Origin of the sequence: Nitriliruptor sp. (assembly GCF_040882075.1) — a bacterium.
Classification (GTDB): domain Bacteria; phylum Actinomycetota; class Nitriliruptoria; order Nitriliruptorales; family Nitriliruptoraceae; genus Nitriliruptor.
On record NZ_JBBEBZ010000138.1, the window covers coordinates 1 to 18811 of the forward strand.

The 18811-nt window shown below is 68.6% G+C and carries 33 protein-coding genes; all 33 read left to right on the top strand.

Annotated elements, in window-relative coordinates:
* On the top strand, window positions 1-208 hold a 208-nt coding region (locus WEB03_RS08255), incomplete at its 5' end, for a hypothetical protein (RefSeq protein ID WP_368070473.1).
* Between the two features lie 114 nt (window positions 209-322).
* Entirely contained in the window at window positions 323-1507 is a 1185-nt protein-coding gene (tuf, locus tag WEB03_RS08260; RefSeq protein WP_368070474.1) for an elongation factor Tu, read from the top strand.
* 57 nt (window positions 1508-1564) lie between these two features.
* Window positions 1565-1873, top strand: coding sequence for a 30S ribosomal protein S10 (gene rpsJ / locus WEB03_RS08265; protein ID WP_368070503.1), 309 nt, complete (start codon window positions 1565-1567; stop codon window positions 1871-1873).
* Window positions 1874-1976: 103 nt separating this feature from the next.
* A complete protein-coding gene (gene rplC, locus WEB03_RS08270) occupies window positions 1977-2639 on the top strand; it encodes a 50S ribosomal protein L3 (RefSeq protein ID WP_368070475.1) in 663 nt (220 codons plus the stop codon).
* Window positions 2639-3346 (top strand): 50S ribosomal protein L4, encoded by a 708-nt coding sequence (gene rplD, locus WEB03_RS08275; RefSeq protein ID WP_368070476.1) that lies wholly within the window; start codon window positions 2639-2641, stop codon window positions 3344-3346. Before rplC ends, rplD begins: the two co-directional genes overlap by 1 nt.
* Complete coding sequence (gene rplW / locus WEB03_RS08280; protein ID WP_368070477.1) at window positions 3343-3633, top strand: 50S ribosomal protein L23; 291 nt, start codon at window positions 3343-3345, stop codon at window positions 3631-3633. Before rplD ends, rplW begins: the two co-directional genes overlap by 4 nt.
* A 30-nt stretch (window positions 3634-3663) precedes the next feature.
* Window positions 3664-4494 (top strand): 50S ribosomal protein L2, encoded by an 831-nt coding sequence (rplB, locus tag WEB03_RS08285; RefSeq protein ID WP_368070478.1) that lies wholly within the window; start codon window positions 3664-3666, stop codon window positions 4492-4494.
* Window positions 4495-4497: 3 nt separating this feature from the next.
* Window positions 4498-4785, top strand: a complete 288-nt coding sequence (gene rpsS, locus WEB03_RS08290) for a 30S ribosomal protein S19 (RefSeq protein ID WP_368070479.1) — start codon at window positions 4498-4500, stop codon at window positions 4783-4785.
* A 41-nt stretch (window positions 4786-4826) separates the two neighbouring features.
* Window positions 4827-5177: a 50S ribosomal protein L22 gene (gene rplV / locus WEB03_RS08295; RefSeq protein WP_368070480.1), complete on the top strand. Its 351-nt coding sequence runs from the start codon at window positions 4827-4829 to the stop codon at window positions 5175-5177.
* Between the two features lie 62 nt (window positions 5178-5239).
* Window positions 5240-6415 (top strand): 30S ribosomal protein S3, encoded by a 1176-nt coding sequence (gene rpsC / locus WEB03_RS08300; protein ID WP_368070481.1) that lies wholly within the window; start codon window positions 5240-5242, stop codon window positions 6413-6415.
* Window positions 6415-6837 (top strand): 50S ribosomal protein L16, encoded by a 423-nt coding sequence (gene rplP / locus WEB03_RS08305; RefSeq protein WP_368070482.1) that lies wholly within the window; start codon window positions 6415-6417, stop codon window positions 6835-6837. Before rpsC ends, rplP begins: the two co-directional genes overlap by 1 nt.
* Window positions 6834-7058: a 50S ribosomal protein L29 gene (gene rpmC / locus WEB03_RS08310; RefSeq protein ID WP_368070483.1), complete on the top strand. Its 225-nt coding sequence runs from the start codon at window positions 6834-6836 to the stop codon at window positions 7056-7058. The genes rplP and rpmC overlap by 4 nt, the downstream gene beginning before the upstream one ends.
* Window positions 7055-7336 carry a 30S ribosomal protein S17 gene (gene rpsQ / locus WEB03_RS08315; protein WP_368070484.1) on the top strand — a complete coding sequence of 94 codons (282 nt, stop codon included), beginning with the start codon at window positions 7055-7057 and terminating at the stop codon, window positions 7334-7336. Before rpmC ends, rpsQ begins: the two co-directional genes overlap by 4 nt.
* Before the next feature lie 81 nt (window positions 7337-7417).
* The gene (gene rplN / locus WEB03_RS08320; protein WP_368070485.1) at window positions 7418-7786 is read left to right on the top strand and encodes a 50S ribosomal protein L14; all 369 of its coding nucleotides are present in this window, start codon (window positions 7418-7420) and stop codon (window positions 7784-7786) included.
* Window positions 7786-8115, top strand: coding sequence for a 50S ribosomal protein L24 (gene rplX / locus WEB03_RS08325; RefSeq protein WP_368070486.1), 330 nt, complete (start codon window positions 7786-7788; stop codon window positions 8113-8115). Before rplN ends, rplX begins: the two co-directional genes overlap by 1 nt.
* Window positions 8116-8222: 107 nt before the next feature.
* Entirely contained in the window at window positions 8223-8804 is a 582-nt protein-coding gene (gene rplE, locus WEB03_RS08330; protein ID WP_368070487.1) for a 50S ribosomal protein L5, read from the top strand.
* 1 nt (window position 8805) lies between these two features.
* The gene (locus WEB03_RS08335) at window positions 8806-8991 is read left to right on the top strand and encodes a type Z 30S ribosomal protein S14 (RefSeq protein ID WP_368070488.1); all 186 of its coding nucleotides are present in this window, start codon (window positions 8806-8808) and stop codon (window positions 8989-8991) included.
* A gap of 59 nt (window positions 8992-9050) precedes the next feature.
* Window positions 9051-9449, top strand: coding sequence for a 30S ribosomal protein S8 (gene rpsH / locus WEB03_RS08340; RefSeq protein WP_368070489.1), 399 nt, complete (start codon window positions 9051-9053; stop codon window positions 9447-9449).
* A gap of 9 nt (window positions 9450-9458) precedes the next feature.
* Window positions 9459-10001, top strand: a complete 543-nt coding sequence (gene rplF / locus WEB03_RS08345; protein ID WP_368070490.1) for a 50S ribosomal protein L6 — start codon at window positions 9459-9461, stop codon at window positions 9999-10001.
* A gap of 176 nt (window positions 10002-10177) precedes the next feature.
* A complete protein-coding gene (rplR, locus tag WEB03_RS08350) occupies window positions 10178-10540 on the top strand; it encodes a 50S ribosomal protein L18 (protein ID WP_368070491.1) in 363 nt (120 codons plus the stop codon).
* Between the two features lie 28 nt (window positions 10541-10568).
* Window positions 10569-11162: a 30S ribosomal protein S5 gene (gene rpsE / locus WEB03_RS08355; RefSeq protein WP_368070492.1), complete on the top strand. Its 594-nt coding sequence runs from the start codon at window positions 10569-10571 to the stop codon at window positions 11160-11162.
* Window positions 11162-11353: a 50S ribosomal protein L30 gene (rpmD, locus tag WEB03_RS08360; RefSeq protein WP_368070493.1), complete on the top strand. Its 192-nt coding sequence runs from the start codon at window positions 11162-11164 to the stop codon at window positions 11351-11353. The genes rpsE and rpmD overlap by 1 nt, the downstream gene beginning before the upstream one ends.
* Window positions 11350-11781 (top strand): 50S ribosomal protein L15, encoded by a 432-nt coding sequence (rplO, locus tag WEB03_RS08365; RefSeq protein WP_368070494.1) that lies wholly within the window; start codon window positions 11350-11352, stop codon window positions 11779-11781. The genes rpmD and rplO overlap by 4 nt, the downstream gene beginning before the upstream one ends.
* A gap of 143 nt (window positions 11782-11924) precedes the next feature.
* Window positions 11925-13220 carry a preprotein translocase subunit SecY gene (secY, locus tag WEB03_RS08370; RefSeq protein ID WP_368070495.1) on the top strand — a complete coding sequence of 432 codons (1296 nt, stop codon included), beginning with the start codon at window positions 11925-11927 and terminating at the stop codon, window positions 13218-13220.
* Window positions 13221-13271: 51 nt separating this feature from the next.
* The gene (locus WEB03_RS08375) at window positions 13272-13937 is read left to right on the top strand and encodes an adenylate kinase (protein ID WP_368070496.1); all 666 of its coding nucleotides are present in this window, start codon (window positions 13272-13274) and stop codon (window positions 13935-13937) included.
* A gap of 43 nt (window positions 13938-13980) precedes the next feature.
* A complete protein-coding gene (locus tag WEB03_RS08380; protein WP_368070497.1) occupies window positions 13981-14547 on the top strand; it encodes a type I methionyl aminopeptidase in 567 nt (188 codons plus the stop codon).
* Window positions 14548-14743: 196 nt separating this feature from the next.
* Window positions 14744-14965: a translation initiation factor IF-1 gene (infA, locus tag WEB03_RS08385; RefSeq protein WP_052664377.1), complete on the top strand. Its 222-nt coding sequence runs from the start codon at window positions 14744-14746 to the stop codon at window positions 14963-14965.
* A 215-nt stretch (window positions 14966-15180) separates the two neighbouring features.
* Entirely contained in the window at window positions 15181-15294 is a 114-nt protein-coding gene (gene rpmJ, locus WEB03_RS08390) for a 50S ribosomal protein L36 (protein WP_052664376.1), read from the top strand.
* A gap of 16 nt (window positions 15295-15310) precedes the next feature.
* Window positions 15311-15691: a 30S ribosomal protein S13 gene (gene rpsM, locus WEB03_RS08395; protein WP_368070498.1), complete on the top strand. Its 381-nt coding sequence runs from the start codon at window positions 15311-15313 to the stop codon at window positions 15689-15691.
* Between the two features lie 70 nt (window positions 15692-15761).
* The gene (gene rpsK / locus WEB03_RS08400) at window positions 15762-16151 is read left to right on the top strand and encodes a 30S ribosomal protein S11 (protein ID WP_368070499.1); all 390 of its coding nucleotides are present in this window, start codon (window positions 15762-15764) and stop codon (window positions 16149-16151) included.
* A 117-nt stretch (window positions 16152-16268) separates the two neighbouring features.
* The gene (rpsD, locus tag WEB03_RS08405) at window positions 16269-16874 is read left to right on the top strand and encodes a 30S ribosomal protein S4 (protein WP_368070500.1); all 606 of its coding nucleotides are present in this window, start codon (window positions 16269-16271) and stop codon (window positions 16872-16874) included.
* Between the two features lie 195 nt (window positions 16875-17069).
* On the top strand, window positions 17070-18107 hold the full coding sequence (locus tag WEB03_RS08410; RefSeq protein ID WP_368070501.1) for a DNA-directed RNA polymerase subunit alpha: 1038 nt from the start codon (window positions 17070-17072) through the stop codon (window positions 18105-18107).
* A gap of 132 nt (window positions 18108-18239) precedes the next feature.
* Window positions 18240-18811, top strand: a 572-nt coding sequence (gene rplQ / locus WEB03_RS08415; protein ID WP_368070502.1) for a 50S ribosomal protein L17, incomplete at its 3' end; no start/stop codon positions are given.

Below are 18811 nucleotides of genomic sequence, written 5' to 3' on the forward strand. Positions count from 1 at the left end.
CCGCCGCGGGATGATCCAGGGCCAGGAACAGCGCGGCAACGCGCTCGTGGTCAAGGCCCGCGTCCCGCTGTCGGAGATGTTCGGCTACTCCACCGACCTGCGCTCCGCGACTCAGGGCCGCGCGAGCTACACGATGCAGTTCGGTGCCTACGAGCCGGCGCCGTCCAACATCCAGGAGGAGATCGTCGCGAAGGTCCGCGGCGAGTGAGTCCCCGCTCCGCCACGCGCGGAGCCGGTCCGCCCGGACCGATCCCCCCCGCCACACACCGACACCCACACACCCCGCCGACGCCGGCGCGCGACACCTCAAGGAGGGCCCCAGATGGCCAAGGAGAAGTTCGAGCGGAACAAGCCGCACATGAACATCGGCACGATCGGTCACGTCGATCATGGCAAGACGACGTTGACGGCGGCGATCACGAGTGTGTTGCACAAGTTGAACCCGAACGTGCAGTCGATGGCGTTCGATGCGATCGATAAGGCGCCGGAGGAGCGTGAGCGGGGGATCACGATCAACGTCTCGCACGTGGAGTACGAGACCGATAACCGGCACTACGCGCACGTGGATGCGCCGGGTCACGCGGACTACGTCAAGAACATGATCACGGGTGCTGCGCAGATGGATGGCGCGATCTTGGTGGTGTCGGCCACGGATGGTCCGATGCCGCAGACCCGTGAGCACGTGTTGCTGGCGCGTCAGGTTGGTGTGCCGAAGTTGATCGTGGCGCTGAACAAGTGCGACATGGTCGATGATGAGGAGCTTCTGGAGCTGGTGGAGATGGAGGTCTCCGAGCTGCTCGAGTCCTACGAGTTCGATGCGGACACCCCGATCGTGCGGGTGAGTGCGTTGAAGGCGCTCGAGGGTGATGAGGAGTGGGAGTCCAAGGTCCTCGAGTTGATGTCGACGGTGGATGAGTTCTTCGAGGTGCCGGAGCGGGCGTTGGACAAGCCGTTCATCATGCCGATCGAGGATGTGTTCTCGATCACGGGTCGTGGCACGGTGGTCACTGGGCGGATCGAGGGTGGCAAGGTCAACGTGGGTGACACCATCGAGATCATCGGTCTGAGTGACACCACCTCGACCACGGTCACGGGTGTGGAGATGTTCCGCAAGCTCCTCGATGAGGGGATGGCGGGTGACAACGTGGGTGTGTTGCTGCGTGGGACCAAGAAGGAGGAGGTCGAGCGTGGGCAGGTGTTGGCTGCTCCGGGGTCGATCACGCCGCACACCACCTTCGATGCGCAGGTGTACGTGCTGTCCAAGGAGGAGGGTGGTCGTCACACGCCGTTCTTCGACAACTACCGGCCGCAGTTCTACTTCCGGACCACGGATGTGACCGGTGCGGTCACGTTGCCTGATGGTGTGGAGATGGTGATGCCGGGTGACAACACCGAGATGTCGGTGGAGTTGATCCAGCCGATCGCGATGGACGAGGGTCTGAAGTTCGCCATCCGTGAGGGTGGCCGCACCGTGGGTGCTGGCCGCGTCACCAAGATCACCGCCTGAGTCGTCTCTGCATCCGTGCCGGTCACGGATCGCGACGACGAGAAGAGAAGAAGACACATGGCCGATCAGAAGATCCGCATCCGCCTCAAGGCGTACGACCACGAGGTCCTCGACAAGTCCGCACGTGAGATCGTGGACACCGTCGAGGCCACCGGGGCGCACGTCACCGGACCGGTCCCGCTGCCGACCGAGCGCAACGTGTGGTGCGTCATCCGTTCGCCCCACAAGTACAAGGACTCGCGGGAGCACTTCGAGATGCGTACGCACAAGCGTCTCATCGACATCCACCAGCCGACGCAGAAGACCATCGACAAGCTGATGGGTCTGTCGCTGCCGGCGGGCGTCGACATCGAGATCAAGCTCTGACACCGCAGCGCCCCTCGCGGGGCGGCGGCCACGCCCGACCCGGGCGAGCGGCCGACCAGCTCCACGTGCGCGACACGACGCGAAGAAGATGAAGGGAACGACGATGGCTTCCAAGGGCATCCTTGGGGTGAAGCTCGGCATGACGCAGGTCTTCGACGACGAACAGCGCGTCGTGCCGGTGACCGTGGTGCAGGCCGGTCCCTGCACGGTCACCCAGCTCAAGACCCCCGAGACGGACGGCTACACCGCCGTCCAGCTCGCCTACGGCACCAAGAAGCACGTCTCCAAGCCAGCCGCCGGTCACCTCGCCAAGGCGGGGATCGATGCGGCCAAGGTCCTCGTCGAGCTGCGGCTCGCCGACGGTGACGAGCTGCCCGAGCTCGGCTCGACGGTCACCGTGGACACCTTCGCCGCTGGCGAGGTCATCGACGTGACCGGCACCAGCAAGGGCAAGGGCTACGCCGGTGTCATGAAGCGACACAACTTCCACGGCCTCGGCGACGGGCACGGCGTCAAGAAGAAGAACCGTCACCCGGGTGCCGTCGGCGCCTGCGCGACCCCCGGCCGCACCTTCAAGGGCACGCGGATGGCCGGTCGCATGGGTGGCGAGCGCGTCACCATCCAGAACCTCAAGGTGGTGTCGACCGACACCGAGCACGGTCTGATCCTGGTCTCGGGCGCGGTCCCTGGCGCCGACGGCTCCGTGGTCCTGATCCGCAGCGGCGTCAAGGCGCGCGTACCTGCGACCACGGGTGGTGAGAGCTGATGTCCACGTCCATCGATGTCCACGACCTCCAGGGGTCGAAGGTCGGCACCGTCGATCTGCCCGAGACCTGGTTCGCCGGGACCGTCAACGTCCCGGTGATGCACCAGGTCGTCACCGCGCAGCTCGCGGCGGCGCGCCAGGGCACCCACAAGACCAAGACCCGCGCCCAGGTCGCTGGTGGTGGGGCCAAGCCCTTCCGCCAGAAGGGCACCGGCCGCGCCCGTCAGGGCTCGATCCGCTCGCCGCAGTGGGTCGGTGGTGGTGTCGCCCACGGGCGCACCCCGTCGAACTGGGCGCAGCGGGTCAACAAGAAGGTCAAGCGAGCGGCGCTGCGTTCGGCGCTGACCGACCGCGCCCAGCTCGGTGCGATCACGGTCGTTCGCGACCTGGCCTTCGAGGCTCCCAAGACCCGCGACGCCGTCGCGGCGCTGGCCGCCCTCGGGCACGGTGACGTCAAGCGCGTCCTCGTGGTCCTCGGCGACCTGCACCAGCCGACGCTGCGGTCGTTCCGCAACCTGCAGCACGTCCACATGCTGACCGTCGACCAGCTCAACGTCTACGACGTGCTCCGCAGCGACGTGGTCGTGTTCGACGAGGCCGCGCTCGAGCTGATCGGCACCGGCCGCCGCACGAGCACACCGACCGAGACCGAGACCGTCGAGCGCAGCGAAGCGAGCACGCCGACCAGCGAGGAGGTGGCCAAGTGAAGGACCCCCGCGACATCATCCTCCGACCGGTGATCTCCGAGAAGACCTACGGGTTGCTCGACGAGGGCAAGTACACCTTCATCGTCGACCCGCGCTCGAACAAGACCGAGATCAAGCAGGCGATCGAGAAGATCTTCGACGTCCGCGTCACAGGTGTGAACACGCTCAACCGCGCCGGCAAGAAGAAGCGCCGCGGACTGATCGTGGGCAAGCGCGCCAACACCAAGCGCGCCATCGTGACGCTCGCCCCCGGTGACGAGATCGAGCTGTTCGACGCCGGCCTGTAAGGCTGGTCGACCAGGACACGAGGCACCCTCATGGCCATCCGTAAGTTCAAGCCCACCACGCCGGCTCGGCGCGGTGCGTCCGTCAGCGACTTCGACACCATCACCCGGGGGACCCCGGAGAAGTCGCTGCTCGCACCGCTGCCCAAGAAGGCGGGCCGCAACGTGCACGGCCGCATCACCAGCCGTCACCGCGGCGGCGGCCACAAACGCAAGTACCGGCTCATCGACTTCCGTCGCAACAAGGACGGGGTCCCCGCGACGGTCGCCGCCGTGGAGTACGACCCGAACCGGTCCTCGCGCATCGCCCTGCTGCACTACCACGACGGCGAGAAGCGCTACATCATCGCGCCGCGCAACATCAAGGTCGGGCAGCTGGTCGAGTCGGGTCCCACCGCCGACATCAAGATCGGCAACGCCCTGCCGCTGAGCAACATCCCGGTCGGTACCACCATCCACGCGGTGGAGCTGCGTCCGGGCGGCGGCGCCAAGATGGGTCGCTCGGCCGGCACGGCCATCCAGCTCCTCGCCAAGGAGGGGAAGATGGCCGCGGTGCGGCTGCCCTCCGGCGAGATCCGGCTGGTGGACGCGCGGTGCCGCGCGACCATCGGCTCGGTCGGCAACGAGGAGCACGAGCTGATCAAGCTCGGCAAGGCCGGCCGCACCCGTTGGAAGGGCGTGCGTCCCCAGACCCGTGGTGTCGCCATGAACCCGGTCGACCACCCCCTCGGTGGTGGTGAGGGCAAGAGCTCCGGCGGCCGTCACCCCGTCGACCCGTGGGGCAACCCCGAGCGCCGCACCCGCAGATCCAAGGCGTCCGACCAGTACATCATCCGCCGTCGCGGCAAGAACCGGAGGCGCTGACATATGCCCCGCAGCCTGAAGAAGGGTCCCTTCGTCGACGACCACCTCATGAAGAAGGTGGACGCCCAGAACGAGAAGGGCGAGAAGCGCGTCATCAAGACGTGGTCGCGACGTTCCACGATCTTCCCCGAGATGGTCGGCCACACCATCGCGGTGCACGACGGGCAGAAGCACGTGCCCGTCTACGTCACCGAGTCGATGGTCGGCCACAAGCTCGGCGAGTTCGCCCCCACCCGCGCCATCAAGTGGGGCGGCGCCGGCGAGAAGCAGGCCGCCAAGAAGCGGCGCTAGATCCAGCGCACACGGGACGTGACGTTCCGAGGAGTTCTTAAGTGATCACCAAGGTCAAGGCGACCGCGAAGTACGTGCGGGTATCGCCGTACAAGGTCCGCCAGCTCACCCCGATCATCGTCGGCATGTCCGTCGGTGAAGCGCAGCGCGTGCTGCAGTTCAGCGAGAAGGTCGCGGCCGCCAAGCCGCTGCTGAAGGTCCTGAACTCGGCGGTCGCCAACGCGGAGAACAACGACGAGCTCGACCCCGACGAACTGATCGTGCACGCCGCGTTCGCCGACGAGGGTCCGACGCTCAAGCGCTACCAGCCGCGCGCTCTGGGGCGGGCGTACCGCATCCGGAAGCGGACCAGCCACATCACCGTCGTGGTCACGCCCGCGCAGGACGACTGAGCGGCGGCAGGTGCTGTGTGCCTTTCCAGGCACCTGCCGGTCTCGGACTAGAGGAAAAAGACATGGGTCAGAAGGTCAACCCCTACGGGTTCCGTCTCGGTGTCACCACCGACTGGAAGTCCAAGTGGATCGCGAACAAGAAGGACTACGCCGCGTACCTCCACGAGGACGACCGCGTGCGGGGCCACATCCGTGAGCGCGTCCGTCACGCCGGCGTGTCGCGCATCGACATCACCCGCACCCGGGACAACGTCGAGGTCAGCGTCCAGGCGCAGCGACCCGGCATCGTCATCGGTCGTCGCGGCTCGGAAGCCGACGCCATCCGCAGTGGTCTCGAGAAGCTGACCGGCAAGAAGGTCAAGCTCAACATCATCGAGATCAAGAACCCCGAGCTCGACGCGCAGGTCGTGGCCTACAACGTCGCCGAGCAGCTGCGCGGCCGGGTCTCGTTCCGTCGCGCCATGCGTCGCGCGGTCCAGTCGGCGATGAAGGCCGGCGCCAAGGGCATCCGGATCCAGGTCTCGGGTCGCCTCGGCGGCGCCGAGATGAGCCGCACCGAGTGGTACCGCGAGGGCCGCGTCCCGCTGCACACGCTGCGGGCCAAGGTCGACTACGGCTTCGACGAGGCGCGCACCACCTTCGGTCGCATCGGCGTCAAGGTCTGGGTCTACACCGGTGACCAGATCGGGTCCGGCGAGGAAGCCGAAGCGGCTCGCGCCATGGACCGTGCCCGCGCCCTCGCCGAGGGCCGCCCGGTCGACGACCGACCGCGGCGCAAGTCCGCCCGCAAGGCCGCGTCGATCGCCAAGAAGGCGACCGGCGTCGGTTCCAAGCCCCGCACCCCGGCCGCACCGGCCGCGGATGCCTCGAACGCCCCCGCGCCGGCTCCGACCAGCGTGACCGAGGCGGGAGAGACCCCCAAGAGCGCCGACACCCCGGCCACCACCGAGTCCGCACCGCCCCAGTCCGGCGCCATGCCGGTCGAGCAGATCGTCGGCGAGGACGCCCCCGAGGCGCCCCACGAGGTGAACGCTCCGACCGACGCGGCCGACGCCCCCGCGGCGGCCCCGACCGAGGACACCAGCACCGAGGGTGCCCCGGCGGCGGCCGACGAGAGCCCGGCCAAGCCGGCCGATGCGGTCGAGCAGGCCGAGGCCGCCACGACCGCGCCTCCCGCCGGGGACGACGACGACTCCGCGCCTCCAGCTGGGGGCGACGCGAAGGAAGGTGACAGCTGATGCTGGCTCCGAAGCGCGTCAAGCACAGGAAGCAGCACCGTCCGCGGCCGATGAAGGGCCTGTCCAAGGGCCACACGCAGGTCTACGTCGGCGACTACGGCCTCATGGCCACCTCGCCCGGCTGGATCACCGCACGGCAGATCGAGTCCGCTCGTATCGCCATCACCCGTGCGATCAAGCGTGGCGGCAAGGTCCGGATCACGCTGTTCCCCGACCGCTCCATCACCAAGAAGCCGCTCGAGACCCGCATGGGTTCGGGCAAGGGCTCGCCCGACCACTGGGTCGCGCCGGTCAAGCCCGGCCGGATCATGTTCGAGCTCTCCGGCGTCGACGAGGACCTGGCACGTGAGGCGATGCGCAAGGCGTCGCACAAGCTGCCGGTCAAGACCAAGTTCGTGAAGCGAGAGGAGGGGGGCGAATGAGCACCGCCGCCGAACTACGCGAGCTCCAGGACGACGAGCTGCTCGAGAAGCTGGCCGAAGGGAAGGAGGAGCTGTTCAACCTCCGTTTCCAGATCGTCACCGGACAGCTCGATGACCCCCGACGGATCAAGCAGGTCAAGCGCGAGGTCGCCCGCGTCCTCACCGTGATGCGTGAGCGCGAACTCGCCGCCGTGACCAGCGATGTGGAGACCAACCGATGAGCGACAACAACGCGGTGCCAGCAGAGCGCACCACCAGCCGGAAGGTTCGGCAGGGCGTGGTCGTCTCGGACGTGCAGGACAAGACCATCATCGTCCGTGTCGAGCGGCGCACCACCCACCCGCTCTACGGCAAGTCGATGAAGGTCTCGAAGAAGTACCACGTCCACGACGAGACCAACGATGCCGGTGTCGGTGACACGGTCCGCATCGCCGAGACCCGCCCGATCTCGAAGCTGAAGCGCTGGCGCCTCCAGTCCGTCGTCGAACGCGCCAAGTGAGCCCCCGCGGGGGGACGGTTCGACCGACCCCCCGCGGTAGCCCACCGGTGCCACTCCCGACGCCTAGAAGCAGGAAGAACCATGATCCAGCAGGAATCGCGGCTGAAGGTCGCGGACAACTCCGGGGCCCGTGAGGTGCTGTGCATCCGCGTGCTCGGGGGGTCCGGGCGGCGCTACGCGTCCGTCGGCGACGTGTTCGTCGGGACGGTCAAGAACGCCATCCCGGCCTCCAACGTCAAGAAGGGCGAGGTGGTGCGCTGCGTCGTGGTGCGCACCATCAAGGAACGTCGCCGCCCCGACGGCAGCTACGTCCGCTTCGACGACAACGCGTGCGTGATCGTCCGCCCCGACGGCACGCCCCGTGGAACCCGCATCTTCGGCCCCGTGGCGCGCGAGCTGCGCGACGGCAAGTTCATGCGGATCATCTCGCTCGCACCGGAGGTGCTGTGATGCGACGCATCCGTAAGGACGACCAGGTCGCGGTCATCGCTGGCAAGGACGCGGGCAAGACCGGCCGCGTCGTCAAGCTCTACCTCGACCGCGACCGCGTGCTGGTCGAAGGCGTGAACTACGTCAAGAAGCACCAGCGCGTCCAGCAGACCGGGCGCGGCGCCCAGGAGGGCGGCATCATCGAGACCGAGGCTCCGGTCCACATCTCGAACGTGATGCCCGTCTGCCCCAAGTGCGACGCCGCGACCCGCGTCGGCTTCACCTACGCCACCGAGGGTGACCGCCGCTCCAAGGTCCGCACCTGCAAGAAGTGCGCCGCCACGTTCTGATCGACCCGAGCCGGCAGGCCCGCCGCTGCACGCCCGGGAACAGGGCGCACGCGGACCGATCCAGGTCCACGAGGACGAGTCACCGGACACCTTGAAGGAACCCCACCATGAGCGACACCGACACCACCGCAGCGGCGCCCGCTGAGCCGCGCCTGAAGGTCCGGTACCGCGACGAGATCGCCCCGGCGCTCAAGGACCAGCTCGGCATCAACGCCATGCAGGTCCCGCGCTTCGACAAGATCGTCGTCAACATCGGGCTCGGCGAGGCGGTCAGCGACAGCAAGGCGCTCGAGGGTGCGATCCGCGACCTGACGATCATCACCGGTCAGAAGCCCCGCGTGAACCGCGCCCGCAAGTCGATCGCGGCCTTCAAGCTGCGCGAGGGCATGCCGATCGGCGTCAAGGTCACCCTCCGGGGCGCCCGCATGTGGGAGTTCTTCGACCGGCTCCTGTCGGTCGCGCTGCCCCGCATCCGCGACTTCCGCGGGATCAACGCGAAGTTCGACGGCAACGGCAACTTCACCTTCGGGCTCACCGAACAGCTGGTGTTCCCCGAGATCGACTACGACGACATCGACGCGGTCCGCGGCATGGACATCACCGTCGTGACCACGGCCGAGAACGACGAGCAGGGTCAGGCCCTCCTCGCCGCCTACGGCTTCCCGTTCGCCAAGGGCCAGGAGAGCTGACATGGCCAAGACCTCCAAGATCGTCCAGACCAAGCGCGGCGCGAAGTACGGCGTCCAGAACTACACCCGCTGCGAGCGCTGCGGCCGTCCGCGCGCCGTCTTCAAGCGCTTCCGGCTGTGCCGCATCTGTTTCCGCGAGATGGCACATGCGGGGGAGCTCCCCGGCATCCGCAAGGCGTCCTGGTAACCCCAGGCAACCGACAGGGAAGTGCCGGACGAGTGCCGGTAACCCCAGGAGATGAACCCATGACGATGACCGACCCTGTGGCGGACATGCTGACGCGTATCCGCAACGCGTCGATCGCCTACCACGACGCGGCGTCCATGCCGTCGTCGAAGGTCAAGGTGAACGTGGCCCGCATCCTCGAGGAGGAGGGCTACATCACCGGCTACCGCGTCGAGGACACCTCGCCGCAGGCGACGCTGCACGTGACCATGAAGTACGGCCCGAACCGCGAACGCGTGATCGCCGGCCTGCGTCGCATCTCCAAGCCGGGGCTGCGCGTCTACGTCAAGCGCGACGAGATCCCCCGCGTGCTCGGTGGTCTCGGCGTCGCGATCCTGTCCACCAACGACGGCTTGATGACCGACCGCACCGCGCGCAGGGCTGGCGTGGGCGGCGAGGTCATCGCGTACGTCTGGTGAGGAGCTGACATGTCCCGCATCGGAAAGATCCCCGTCCCCGTCCCCGACGGTGTCGACGCCTCGCTCGATGGCCTCACCGTCACGGTGAAGGGCCCGAAGGGTGAGCTGACGCGGACCATGCCTGAGGGCATCTCGCTCAGCACCGACGACGACGGCGCCATCGTGGTCACCCCCGACGGCACCGAGCGCATGCACCGCGCGCGCTGGGGCCTGGTCCGTACCCTCATCGCCAACATGGTCGAGGGCGTCACCGCCGGGTACGCCAAGAACCTCGAGCTGGTCGGCGTCGGGTACCGCGCCGCATCGAAGGGTTCGGACGTCGAGCTCCAGGTCGGCTACAGCCACCCGGTGCTGATCGAGGCCCCGGACGGGATCTTGCTCAACGTCCCGCAGCCGACCCGCATCGAGGTCAGCGGCATCGACAAGGTGCTCGTCGGCCAGGTCGCTGCCAACATCCGCAAGGTGCGTCCGCCCGAGCCCTACAAGGGCAAGGGCATCAAGTACGAGGGTGAGATCATCCGCCGCAAGGCCGGCAAGGCCGCCGGCCGGTAGGCCAGCACCCGAACACCAGCGGTGTCACCGCTCCGCAGCTGGAGGCAGGTGGCGCCGCCGCCCGGACCGACCGGTCCGGGCTCGTGGACACCGCGACGCGGCCAGGCACGACCACCGCCCGGCCCCCGGTGCACGCACGAGGACCGCCCCGGCGACGGGGCACGAGGAGGATCACCATGCAGGCGAGCAGGAAGCGCGAGGCGCGTCGGCGCCGTCACCAGCGCACCCGGAAGACCATCCGCGGGATCGCGGCGCAACCGCGCCTGTCGGTCTACCGCTCCAACACCAACATCTACGCCCAGCTGATCGACGACCGCGAGGGACGCACGCTCGTCGCCGCTTCGTCGCGCGAGTCGGGCATCGAGACCAGCGAGGACGGCGGCAAGATCGACGCCGCCCGCCAGGTCGGCAAGCTCATCGGCGAACGCGCCGTCGAGCAGGGCATCACCACCGTGGTCTTCGACCGCGGTGGCAACCGCTACGCCGGTCGCGTCGCCGCCCTCGCCGAGGGTGCCCGCGACGCTGGTCTGAAGTTCTGACGCGCCAGCGCGACACGAGGAGCTCATCATGGCAGGACCCAACAACCGCGGTGGCGGCGGCCCAGGCCGCGGCCGAGGCCGCGACAACCAGCGTGGCGGCGGTCGTCAGCAGGAGCAGTTCGACGAGCGCGTCGTCGCCATCAACCGCGTCTCCAAGGTCGTCAAGGGTGGTCGACGCTTCCAGTTCACCGCCCTCGTCGTCGTCGGTGACGGCAAGGGGATGGTCGGCGTCGGACACGGCAAGGCCAAGGAGGTGCAGTCGGCGATCCAGAAGGGTGTCGAGGAGGCCAAGAAGAACTTCTTCAAGGTCCCGATGGTGGGCAACACCATCGTGCACCCGGTCGTCGGTCGCGCAGGCGCCGGTCGCGTGATGCTCAAGCCCGCCGCCCCCGGTACCGGTGTCATCGCCGGTGGTCCGGTCCGTGCGGTCATCGAGGCCGCCGGCATCAGCGACCTGCTGGCCAAGTCGCTCGGCACCGCGAACCCGATCAACGTCGTCCACGCGACCGTGGCCGGTCTGCAGAGCCAGCGCTCCGCGCACCAGATCGCCGCGCTCCGGGACAAGCCGGTCGAGCACGTGGCCCCGAAGGCGATGCTCGAGACGATGCGCGGGGGTGCCTGATGGCCGCCAAGACGCTGCGCATCACCCAGACCCGGTCGGTCATCGGTCGCCCGCAGGACCAGCGTGACACCGTGCGTTCGCTCGGTCTCAAGCGGATCCGCCACACCGTGACCCAGCCGGACCGCCCCGAGATCCGCGGCATGCTCAAGAAGGTGCCGCACCTCGTGACCTTCGAGGAGGTGGACGCGTGAAGCTCCATCACCTGAAGCCCGCAGAGGGTTCCAAGCACACCAAGAAGCGCGTCGGTCGTGGTGACCGCGGCAAGGGCGGCAAGACCGCCGGTCGTGGTACCAAGGGCACGGGCGCGCGCGGCACCGTCCCCGCCGGGTTCGAGGGCGGTCAGATGCCCATGATCCGGCGCCAGCCGAAGGCCCCCGGGTTCAACAACCCGAACAAGGTCTACTTCCACGTGATCAACGTCGCCAAGCTCGAAGCGTCCTTCGAGGCCGGCGACGAGGTCACCGCGGAGAGCCTGCGGGCCAAGGGCCTGGTCGGCAAGAAGGGCCCGGTCAAGGTGCTCGGCAACGGGGACCTGTCCAAGGCCCTCACCGTCGACGTCGACGCCATCTCGGCCACCGCCGCCGAGAAGATCTCCGCCGCTGGGGGCACCGTCCGCTGACGGGCTACGCTCCTGCACCCCCGACGCCTTCGGCCGGTCGTCGGGGGCCTGGCGGGGAAGCGACGATCGGGACACGGGGCGCCACGACGCCTCCGCAGCCCGCTCCGTAGCCCCGCTGGCATCAAGTCGCCGACGAGGACCCCATGCTCCGCGCGTTCGTCAACGCCTTCAAGATCCCCGACCTGCGGCGCAAGCTGCTGTTCACGCTGGCGATGATCGCCGTCTACCGCATCGGGGCCTGGATCCCCGTCCCGGGCGTGAACGTCGACCTGCTGCGCCAGGCGACGGGTGTCGGTGAAGCCGCCAACATCGTCGGCATCGTCAACGTGTTCGCCGGCGGTGCGCTCCAACAGATGGCGATCTTCGCGCTCGGGATCATGCCGTACATCACCGCCAGCATCATCATGCAGCTGCTCGCGGTGGTCATCCCCAAGCTCGAGACGCTCCAGCGCGAGGGTGAGCAGGGCCGCAAGAAGATCACCCAGTACACGCGCTACATCACCGTGGCGCTCGCCATCCTCCAGGCCACGGGCCTGGTCACCCTGGCCCGCAACGGCGCGGCCTTCGGTGAGAACGTCGTCCTCGGCGGCACCTGGACGGTCGTGCTGATCGTCATCACCCTGACCGCCGGGACGTCGCTGATCATGTGGCTCGGTGAGCTCATCACCCAGCGTGGTGTCGGCAACGGCATGTCGCTGCTCATCTTCGTGTCGATCATCAGCCAGTTCCCGTCGCAGTTCCAGCAGGTCCGCATCGAGAAGCAGGCCGGATCGTCGTTCGGTGGCTGGGAGTGGATCGCCGCGCTGATGCTGCTCGGCGCCTTCGTCTGCGTGGCCGTCGTCTTCATGGAGCAGGGCCAGCGCCGCATCCCGGTGCAGTACGCCCGGCGCCAGGTCGGTCGCCGCAGCTACGGCGGCCAGTCGACCTACATCCCGCTGAAGGTCAACCAGGCCGGCGTCATCCCGGTCATCTTCGCCTCGTCGCTGCTGTACCTGCCGGGCCTGTTCGGGCAGATCAGCGGCATCACCGCGGTGCAGAACTTCGTCACGACCTACCTCGAGGACCCACGCAGCTGGGTCTTCATCGCGGTGTTCGCGGCGATGACGATCTTCTTCGCCTACTTCTACACCGCCATCGCGTTCAACCCGATCGAGGTCGCCGACAACATGAAACGCTACGGCGGCTTCATCCCGGGCATCCGTCCCGGACGGCAGACCGCCGAGTACCTCGACCGGGTCCTGACCCGCATCACGCTGCCGGGCTCGCTCTACCTCGCCGCCATCGCGGTGATCCCCTTCATCTTCATGGCCGTGGCCAACATCCCCTCGTTCCCGCTCGGCGGTGTGTCGCTGCTGATCATGGTCGGTGTGGGGCTCGAGACCATGAAGCAGATCGAGTCGCAGCTGATGCAGCGCAACTACGAGGGGTTCATCAGCTAGTCACCACCGCCACGTGCCGGCGACCACCGGCCGAGACGAAGGGCCAACGACGTGCGAACCATCCTGCTCGGACCTCCCGGTGCCGGGAAGGGCACCCAGGCAGCCCGGATCGTCGAGGCCTACCACGTCCCGCACATCTCGACCGGGGACATCCTGCGTGCCAACGTCGCCGCGGGCACCCCGCTCGGCGCGGAGGCCAAGCGGTTCATGGACGCCGGTGACCTCGTCCCCGACGACGTCATCATCGGCATGGTGGGCGACCGGCTCGCCGAACCCGATGCGGCCGCGGGGTTCCTGTTCGACGGGTTCCCCCGCACCGTCCCGCAGGCCGAAGCGCTCGATGGGCTGCTGTCCGAACGCGGCGCACCGCTCGACGTCGTGCTCGAGCTGGTCGTCGACCAGGACGAGGTGATCCGCCGGCTGACCGGCCGCAAGACCTGCTCGGCGTGCGGCCGGATCTACCAGGTCGAGTCCGACCCGCCCGAGACCGAGGGGGTCTGCGACGCGTGCGGAGGCGAACTCGAGCAGCGGGCCGACGACACCGAGGACGTGGTGCGCAACCGGCTCGAGGTCTACCGCGACCAGACCGAACCGCTGGTCGCCTTCTACGACGCGCGCGGCGAACTGCGCCGCATCGAGGCGGTCGGCACCATGGACGCCGTGACCGCGCGTGCGATGGAGACCCTCGAGCAGGTCGCCGGCCCACCGACCTCCTGAGCGATCAGTGATCATCCGCAGGTCCCGCGAGGAGATCACGCGGATGGCCCGCGCCGGCGCGGTGGTCGCCGCCGCGCACGAGGAGGTCGCCGCACGCCTGCGGCCGGGCATGTCCACCCTGGACCTCGACCGCATCGCGGAGGAGGTCATCACGGGGCACGGGGCGGTGCCGTCGTTCAAGGGCTACCGGGGCTTCCCCGCCACCCTCTGCACCTCCCTGGACCACCAGATCGTCCACGGGATCCCCCTCGGCGACGTCGGGTCCGCCATCGAAGCGGTGGCGGACGAGCACGGGTTCGGCGTGGTCCGCGAGTACGTCGGCCACGGCATCGGTCGCGCGCTGCACGAGGATCCGTCCGTGCCGAACTACGGCACCGCCGGACGCGGATCGAAGCTGTCGGTCGGGTGGGTCATCGCCGTCGAACCGATGTTCAACCTCGGCTCGCAGCGGACCGAGACGCTCGAGGACGGCTGGACCGTGGTCACCGCGGACGGGTCGCTGTCGGCCCACTGGGAGCACACCATCGCCATCACCGACGACGGCCCGGTGGTGCTGACCGCCCGTTCCGACGAGCCCTCGAGCCCCGTGGCGGCCACCGGGGCGGTGTGAGCGTGACGTGCGCGAAGAGCGCGGGTTGCCGGCTCCGCCGCCCGGTGGGTACCCTCCCGTAGCGCCCTGCCAGGTGGCAGGGCTTCGTCACGTCCCACCTCCCACGCCCGCTGCTGGTTCGCGCGCGCTCGGCCGAGGTGGCTGGAGCACCTGACGGTGGTCCCGTGACCTCAGCACCACCGACCGCGGAGCGAGCGTGAGCGAGAAGGAAGAGTCCATCCAGGTGGAGGGCGTCGTCACCGAGGCCCTCCCCAACACACAGTTCCGGGTGGAGCTCGAGAACGGGCACAACGTGCTCGCGCACATCTCCGGCAAGATGCGGATGCACTACATCCGGATCCTGCCGGGGGACAAGGTGGTCGTCGAGCTCTCGCCCTACGACCTGACCCGCGGTCGCATCACCTACCGCTACAAGTAGGACCCAACACCGCGCCCCGAGTTCGGGGGCGACAACGCGACGCGCCCGAGCGCGTCGCTGCAGACAGGCTGGCCGCCCCCGACCCCCCATCTCGGGCACGGAGGCAGGCCCTGGGGTGAGGCCCCGATCGATCTCGCGCCCCGAGCGCGAGGCGACGGAAAGCCCCGCACCGCGGACGACCACCCGGGTCGTACGAACCGCCGAAGGAGCACGACGTGAAGGTCCACCCTTCCGTGAAGAAGATGTGCGACAAGTGCAAGATCATCCGTCGCAAGGGCGCCGTGCGCGTGATCTGTGACAACCCACGCCACAAGCAGCGCCAGGGCTGAGCGGAGGAGCTATCTGATGGCACGTATCGCAGGCGTCGACATCCCCCGCGAGAAGCGGGTGGTGATCGCGCTCACCTACATCTACGGCGTCGGACGGACGCGAGCCGAGCAGACCTTGGCCGCGACCGACGTCTCACCGGACACGCGTGTCCGCGACCTCACCGACGAGGAGGTCCAGCGGCTGCGTCAGCACATCGAGAACGCCTACCGGATCGAGGGTGACCTCCGTCGCGAGGTGGCCAACAACATCAAGCGCAAGATCGAGATCGGCTCCTACCAGGGCATCCGTCACCGCCTCGGTCTGCCGGTCCGTGGTCAGCGCACCCACACCAACGCGCGATCGCGGAAGGGCCCCAAGCGGGCCGTCGGCGGTCTCCGCAAGCCGACCCGGAAGTAGCTGAGCGGCGCGTCGGGCCTCCCGGCGTCTCAACAGGGCCCGACGCGGTCTCGGAACGAGGACAGAACAGATGGCGCAGAAGAAGCAGCGCAGCCGCAAGCGCGAGCGCAAGAACGTCCTGCACGCCAAGTGCCACATCAAGGCGACGTTCAACAACACCACCATCACCTTCACCGACCAGCAGGGCAACGTGCTGTGCTGGTCGACCGGTGGCAACGCCGGCTTCAAGGGCAGCCGCAAGTCGACGCCCTTCGCCGCGCAGGTCGCCGCCGAGCAGGCCACCAAGGCCGCGATCGACAACGGTGTCCGCAAGGTCGACGTGCTCTGCAAGGGGCCCGGGGCCGGCCGTGAGACCGCGATCCGCACCCTGGCCGCCGCAGGTATCGAGGTGCTGTCCATCAAGGACATCACCCCCGTGCCGCACAACGGCTGCCGCCCGCCGAAGCGTCGTCGCACCTGACGAGCCTTCGTCCCTGAACCGCTGACGCCCCCACCTCGAAGGTGGGGAGGAGCGCCCCGAAGGTCGGTGGCGTTCCCGTGGCACCCCGAACGGGGTGACCGAGGAGGACCGACACGCATGGCTCGTTACACCGGCCCCATGACCAAGAAGTCGCGCCGTTACGGCGTCGATCTCAAGGGCAACGACAAGAACTTCGAGAAGCGCCCCTACCCGCCGGGCGAGCACGGCCGCGGCCGGATCAAGGAGTCGGAGTACCTCCTCCAGCTCCGCGAGAAGCAGAAGGCGCGCTACTACTACGGCGTCCTCGAGAAGCAGTTCCGCCGCTACTACGAGGAGGCCACCCGCCGGGACGGCCTCACGGGTGAGAACCTGCTGATCCTGCTCGAGCTGCGGGTCGACAACGTGGTCTACCGCGGCGGTTTCGCCCGGACCCGGGCCGAAGCGCGCCAGATGGTCAGCCACCGTCACGTCACCGTGAACGGCCGCTCGACCAACATCCCGTCCTACCGGGTCAAGCCGGGCGACGTCGTGCAGATCCGCGAGAAGTCGCGCCAGAGCCAGGCCGTTGTCGGTTCGCTCGAGGTCTTCGGGTCGCGCGACGTGCCGGGCTGGCTGTCGACCGACGTCGACCAGTTCTCGGTCACGGTCGTCGAGGCTCCGCTCCGGTCGCAGATCGACGCGCCGGTCACCGAGCAGATGATCGTCGAGCTCTACTCCAAGTAAGGCACCGCCGTGCCCCGCACCCGTCCACCGGGTGCGGGCGCGCGCCTCCCTCGCGGCGCCCGCCGCGGGGCCCACCGCCGGCCCGGGAACACCGGTCGTGGGAGCTACGGACGCGTCGCCGATGGACCCGGAACGAGGGCGGCGTGTCGGTGGGGGGACGTCCCCACCGCACCTCACGCGAAGGAACACCACACGATGTCGGACTTCGGCTTCTACGACGACGACAACTTCGGGCTCGGCGAGACGCAGGGCGGCTCGCCCTTCACCGCCTACCGGCCCCGCCTCGAGGAGGAGATCCTCGAGGAGAACCTGCGTTCGCGGTTCACCATCGACCCGCTCGAGCCGGGCTTCGGGTACACGATCGGCAACTCGCTGCGTCGCACCCTCCTCAGCTCGGTGCCGGGCGCGGCCGTGACCCGCATCCGGTTCACCTCGGCCCAGGCCGCGGGTCCGGAGGGCGGTTCGGTCCTCCACGAGTTCTCGGCCATCGAGGGGGTCAAGGAGGACGTCACCGACATCATCCTCAACATCAAGGACCTCGTGGTCCGCTCGGAGTCCGACGAGCCGGTCGAGATCTTCCTCGGTGGTGACGGTCCCGGTGTCCTGACCGCCGAGAACATCTTCGCGCCGTCGCAGGTCGAGGTCGTCAACGAGGACCTCCACATCGCGACGCTGAACGCCAACGGCCACCTCGAGATGTACCTGACCGTCGAGCGCGGTCGCGGGTACGTCACGGCGGACGCCAACAAGCGAGGCACCGACCCCATCGGTGTCATCGCGATCGACTCGGTCTTCAGCCCGATCCGTCGGGTCGCCTACCGCGTCGAGTCGACCCGCGTCGAGCAGATGACCAACTACGACAAGCTGCTCCTCGACGTCGAGACCGACGGTTCGCTCACCCCGGCGCAGGCACTGTCGTCGGCCGGCGAGACCCTCAAGGCCCTCTTCGAGCAGTTCGCGGGCTTCGAGACCTCGGGCCCCGGCGGCATCGTGGTCTCGCCCGAGGAAGCGCTGGCTTCCATCGGCACGGACCCGGTCAAGTCGATGCTCATCGAGGACCTCGACCTGTCGGTGCGCTCGTACAACTGCCTCAAGCGCGAGGGCGTCGGCACCGTCGGCGAGCTGCTCGACCGCACCGAGCAGGACCTGCTCGAGATCCGCAACTTCGGGTCGAAGTCGGTGGACGAGGTCAAGGAGAAGCTCGTCGAGCTCGGTGTCGCGCTCAAGGAGTAACCCTCGGGGGGCTCCGCCCCCCGAGTGCCCCCGAAGGATCGTTCTGGGGCCAAGTCAAGAACGAGAGCTCGCGACGAAGCGAGCTTCGTCGCCGGGGCTTACGCCCCGGAAACCCTCCGTAGGAGTGAAGAGATGCCGACCCCGAAGCGTGGGCCCCGGCTCGGCGGCGGACCGGCGCACCAGCGCCACATCCTCGCCAACCAGGCCAGCGATCTGTTCCGTCACGGCCGCATCACCACCACCCAGGCCAAGGCCAAGATGCTGCGCCCGTACGCCGAGCGCTTGATCACCAAGGCCAAGCGAGGTGACCTCGCCTCCCGTCGCGCCGTCCTCGGTCAGCTCCGCGGTGACCGCGACGTCGTCGCCTACCTGTTCGACGAGGTCGCACCGCGCTTCGCCGACCGCAACGGCGGCTACACCCGGACCCTGAAGCTCGGGCCGCGCCAGGGCGACTCCACGCCCATGGTCATCATCGAGCTCGTCGACCGTGGCGCCACCTCGGGTGACGAGGTCATCGAGGAGTCCAAGGCCGGTCGTTCGCGGGGCCTGTTCGGTCGTCGCCGCAAGGCGTCCGCCGAGGCCCCGGTCGCGGCGGCACCTGCCGCGATGCCGGTCGACTCGCCGGAGAGCGACGACTCCCCCGACTCCCCGGACTCGCCCGCGAGCGCGGACTCGCCGGCATCGGCCGAGTCGGTCGACTCGCC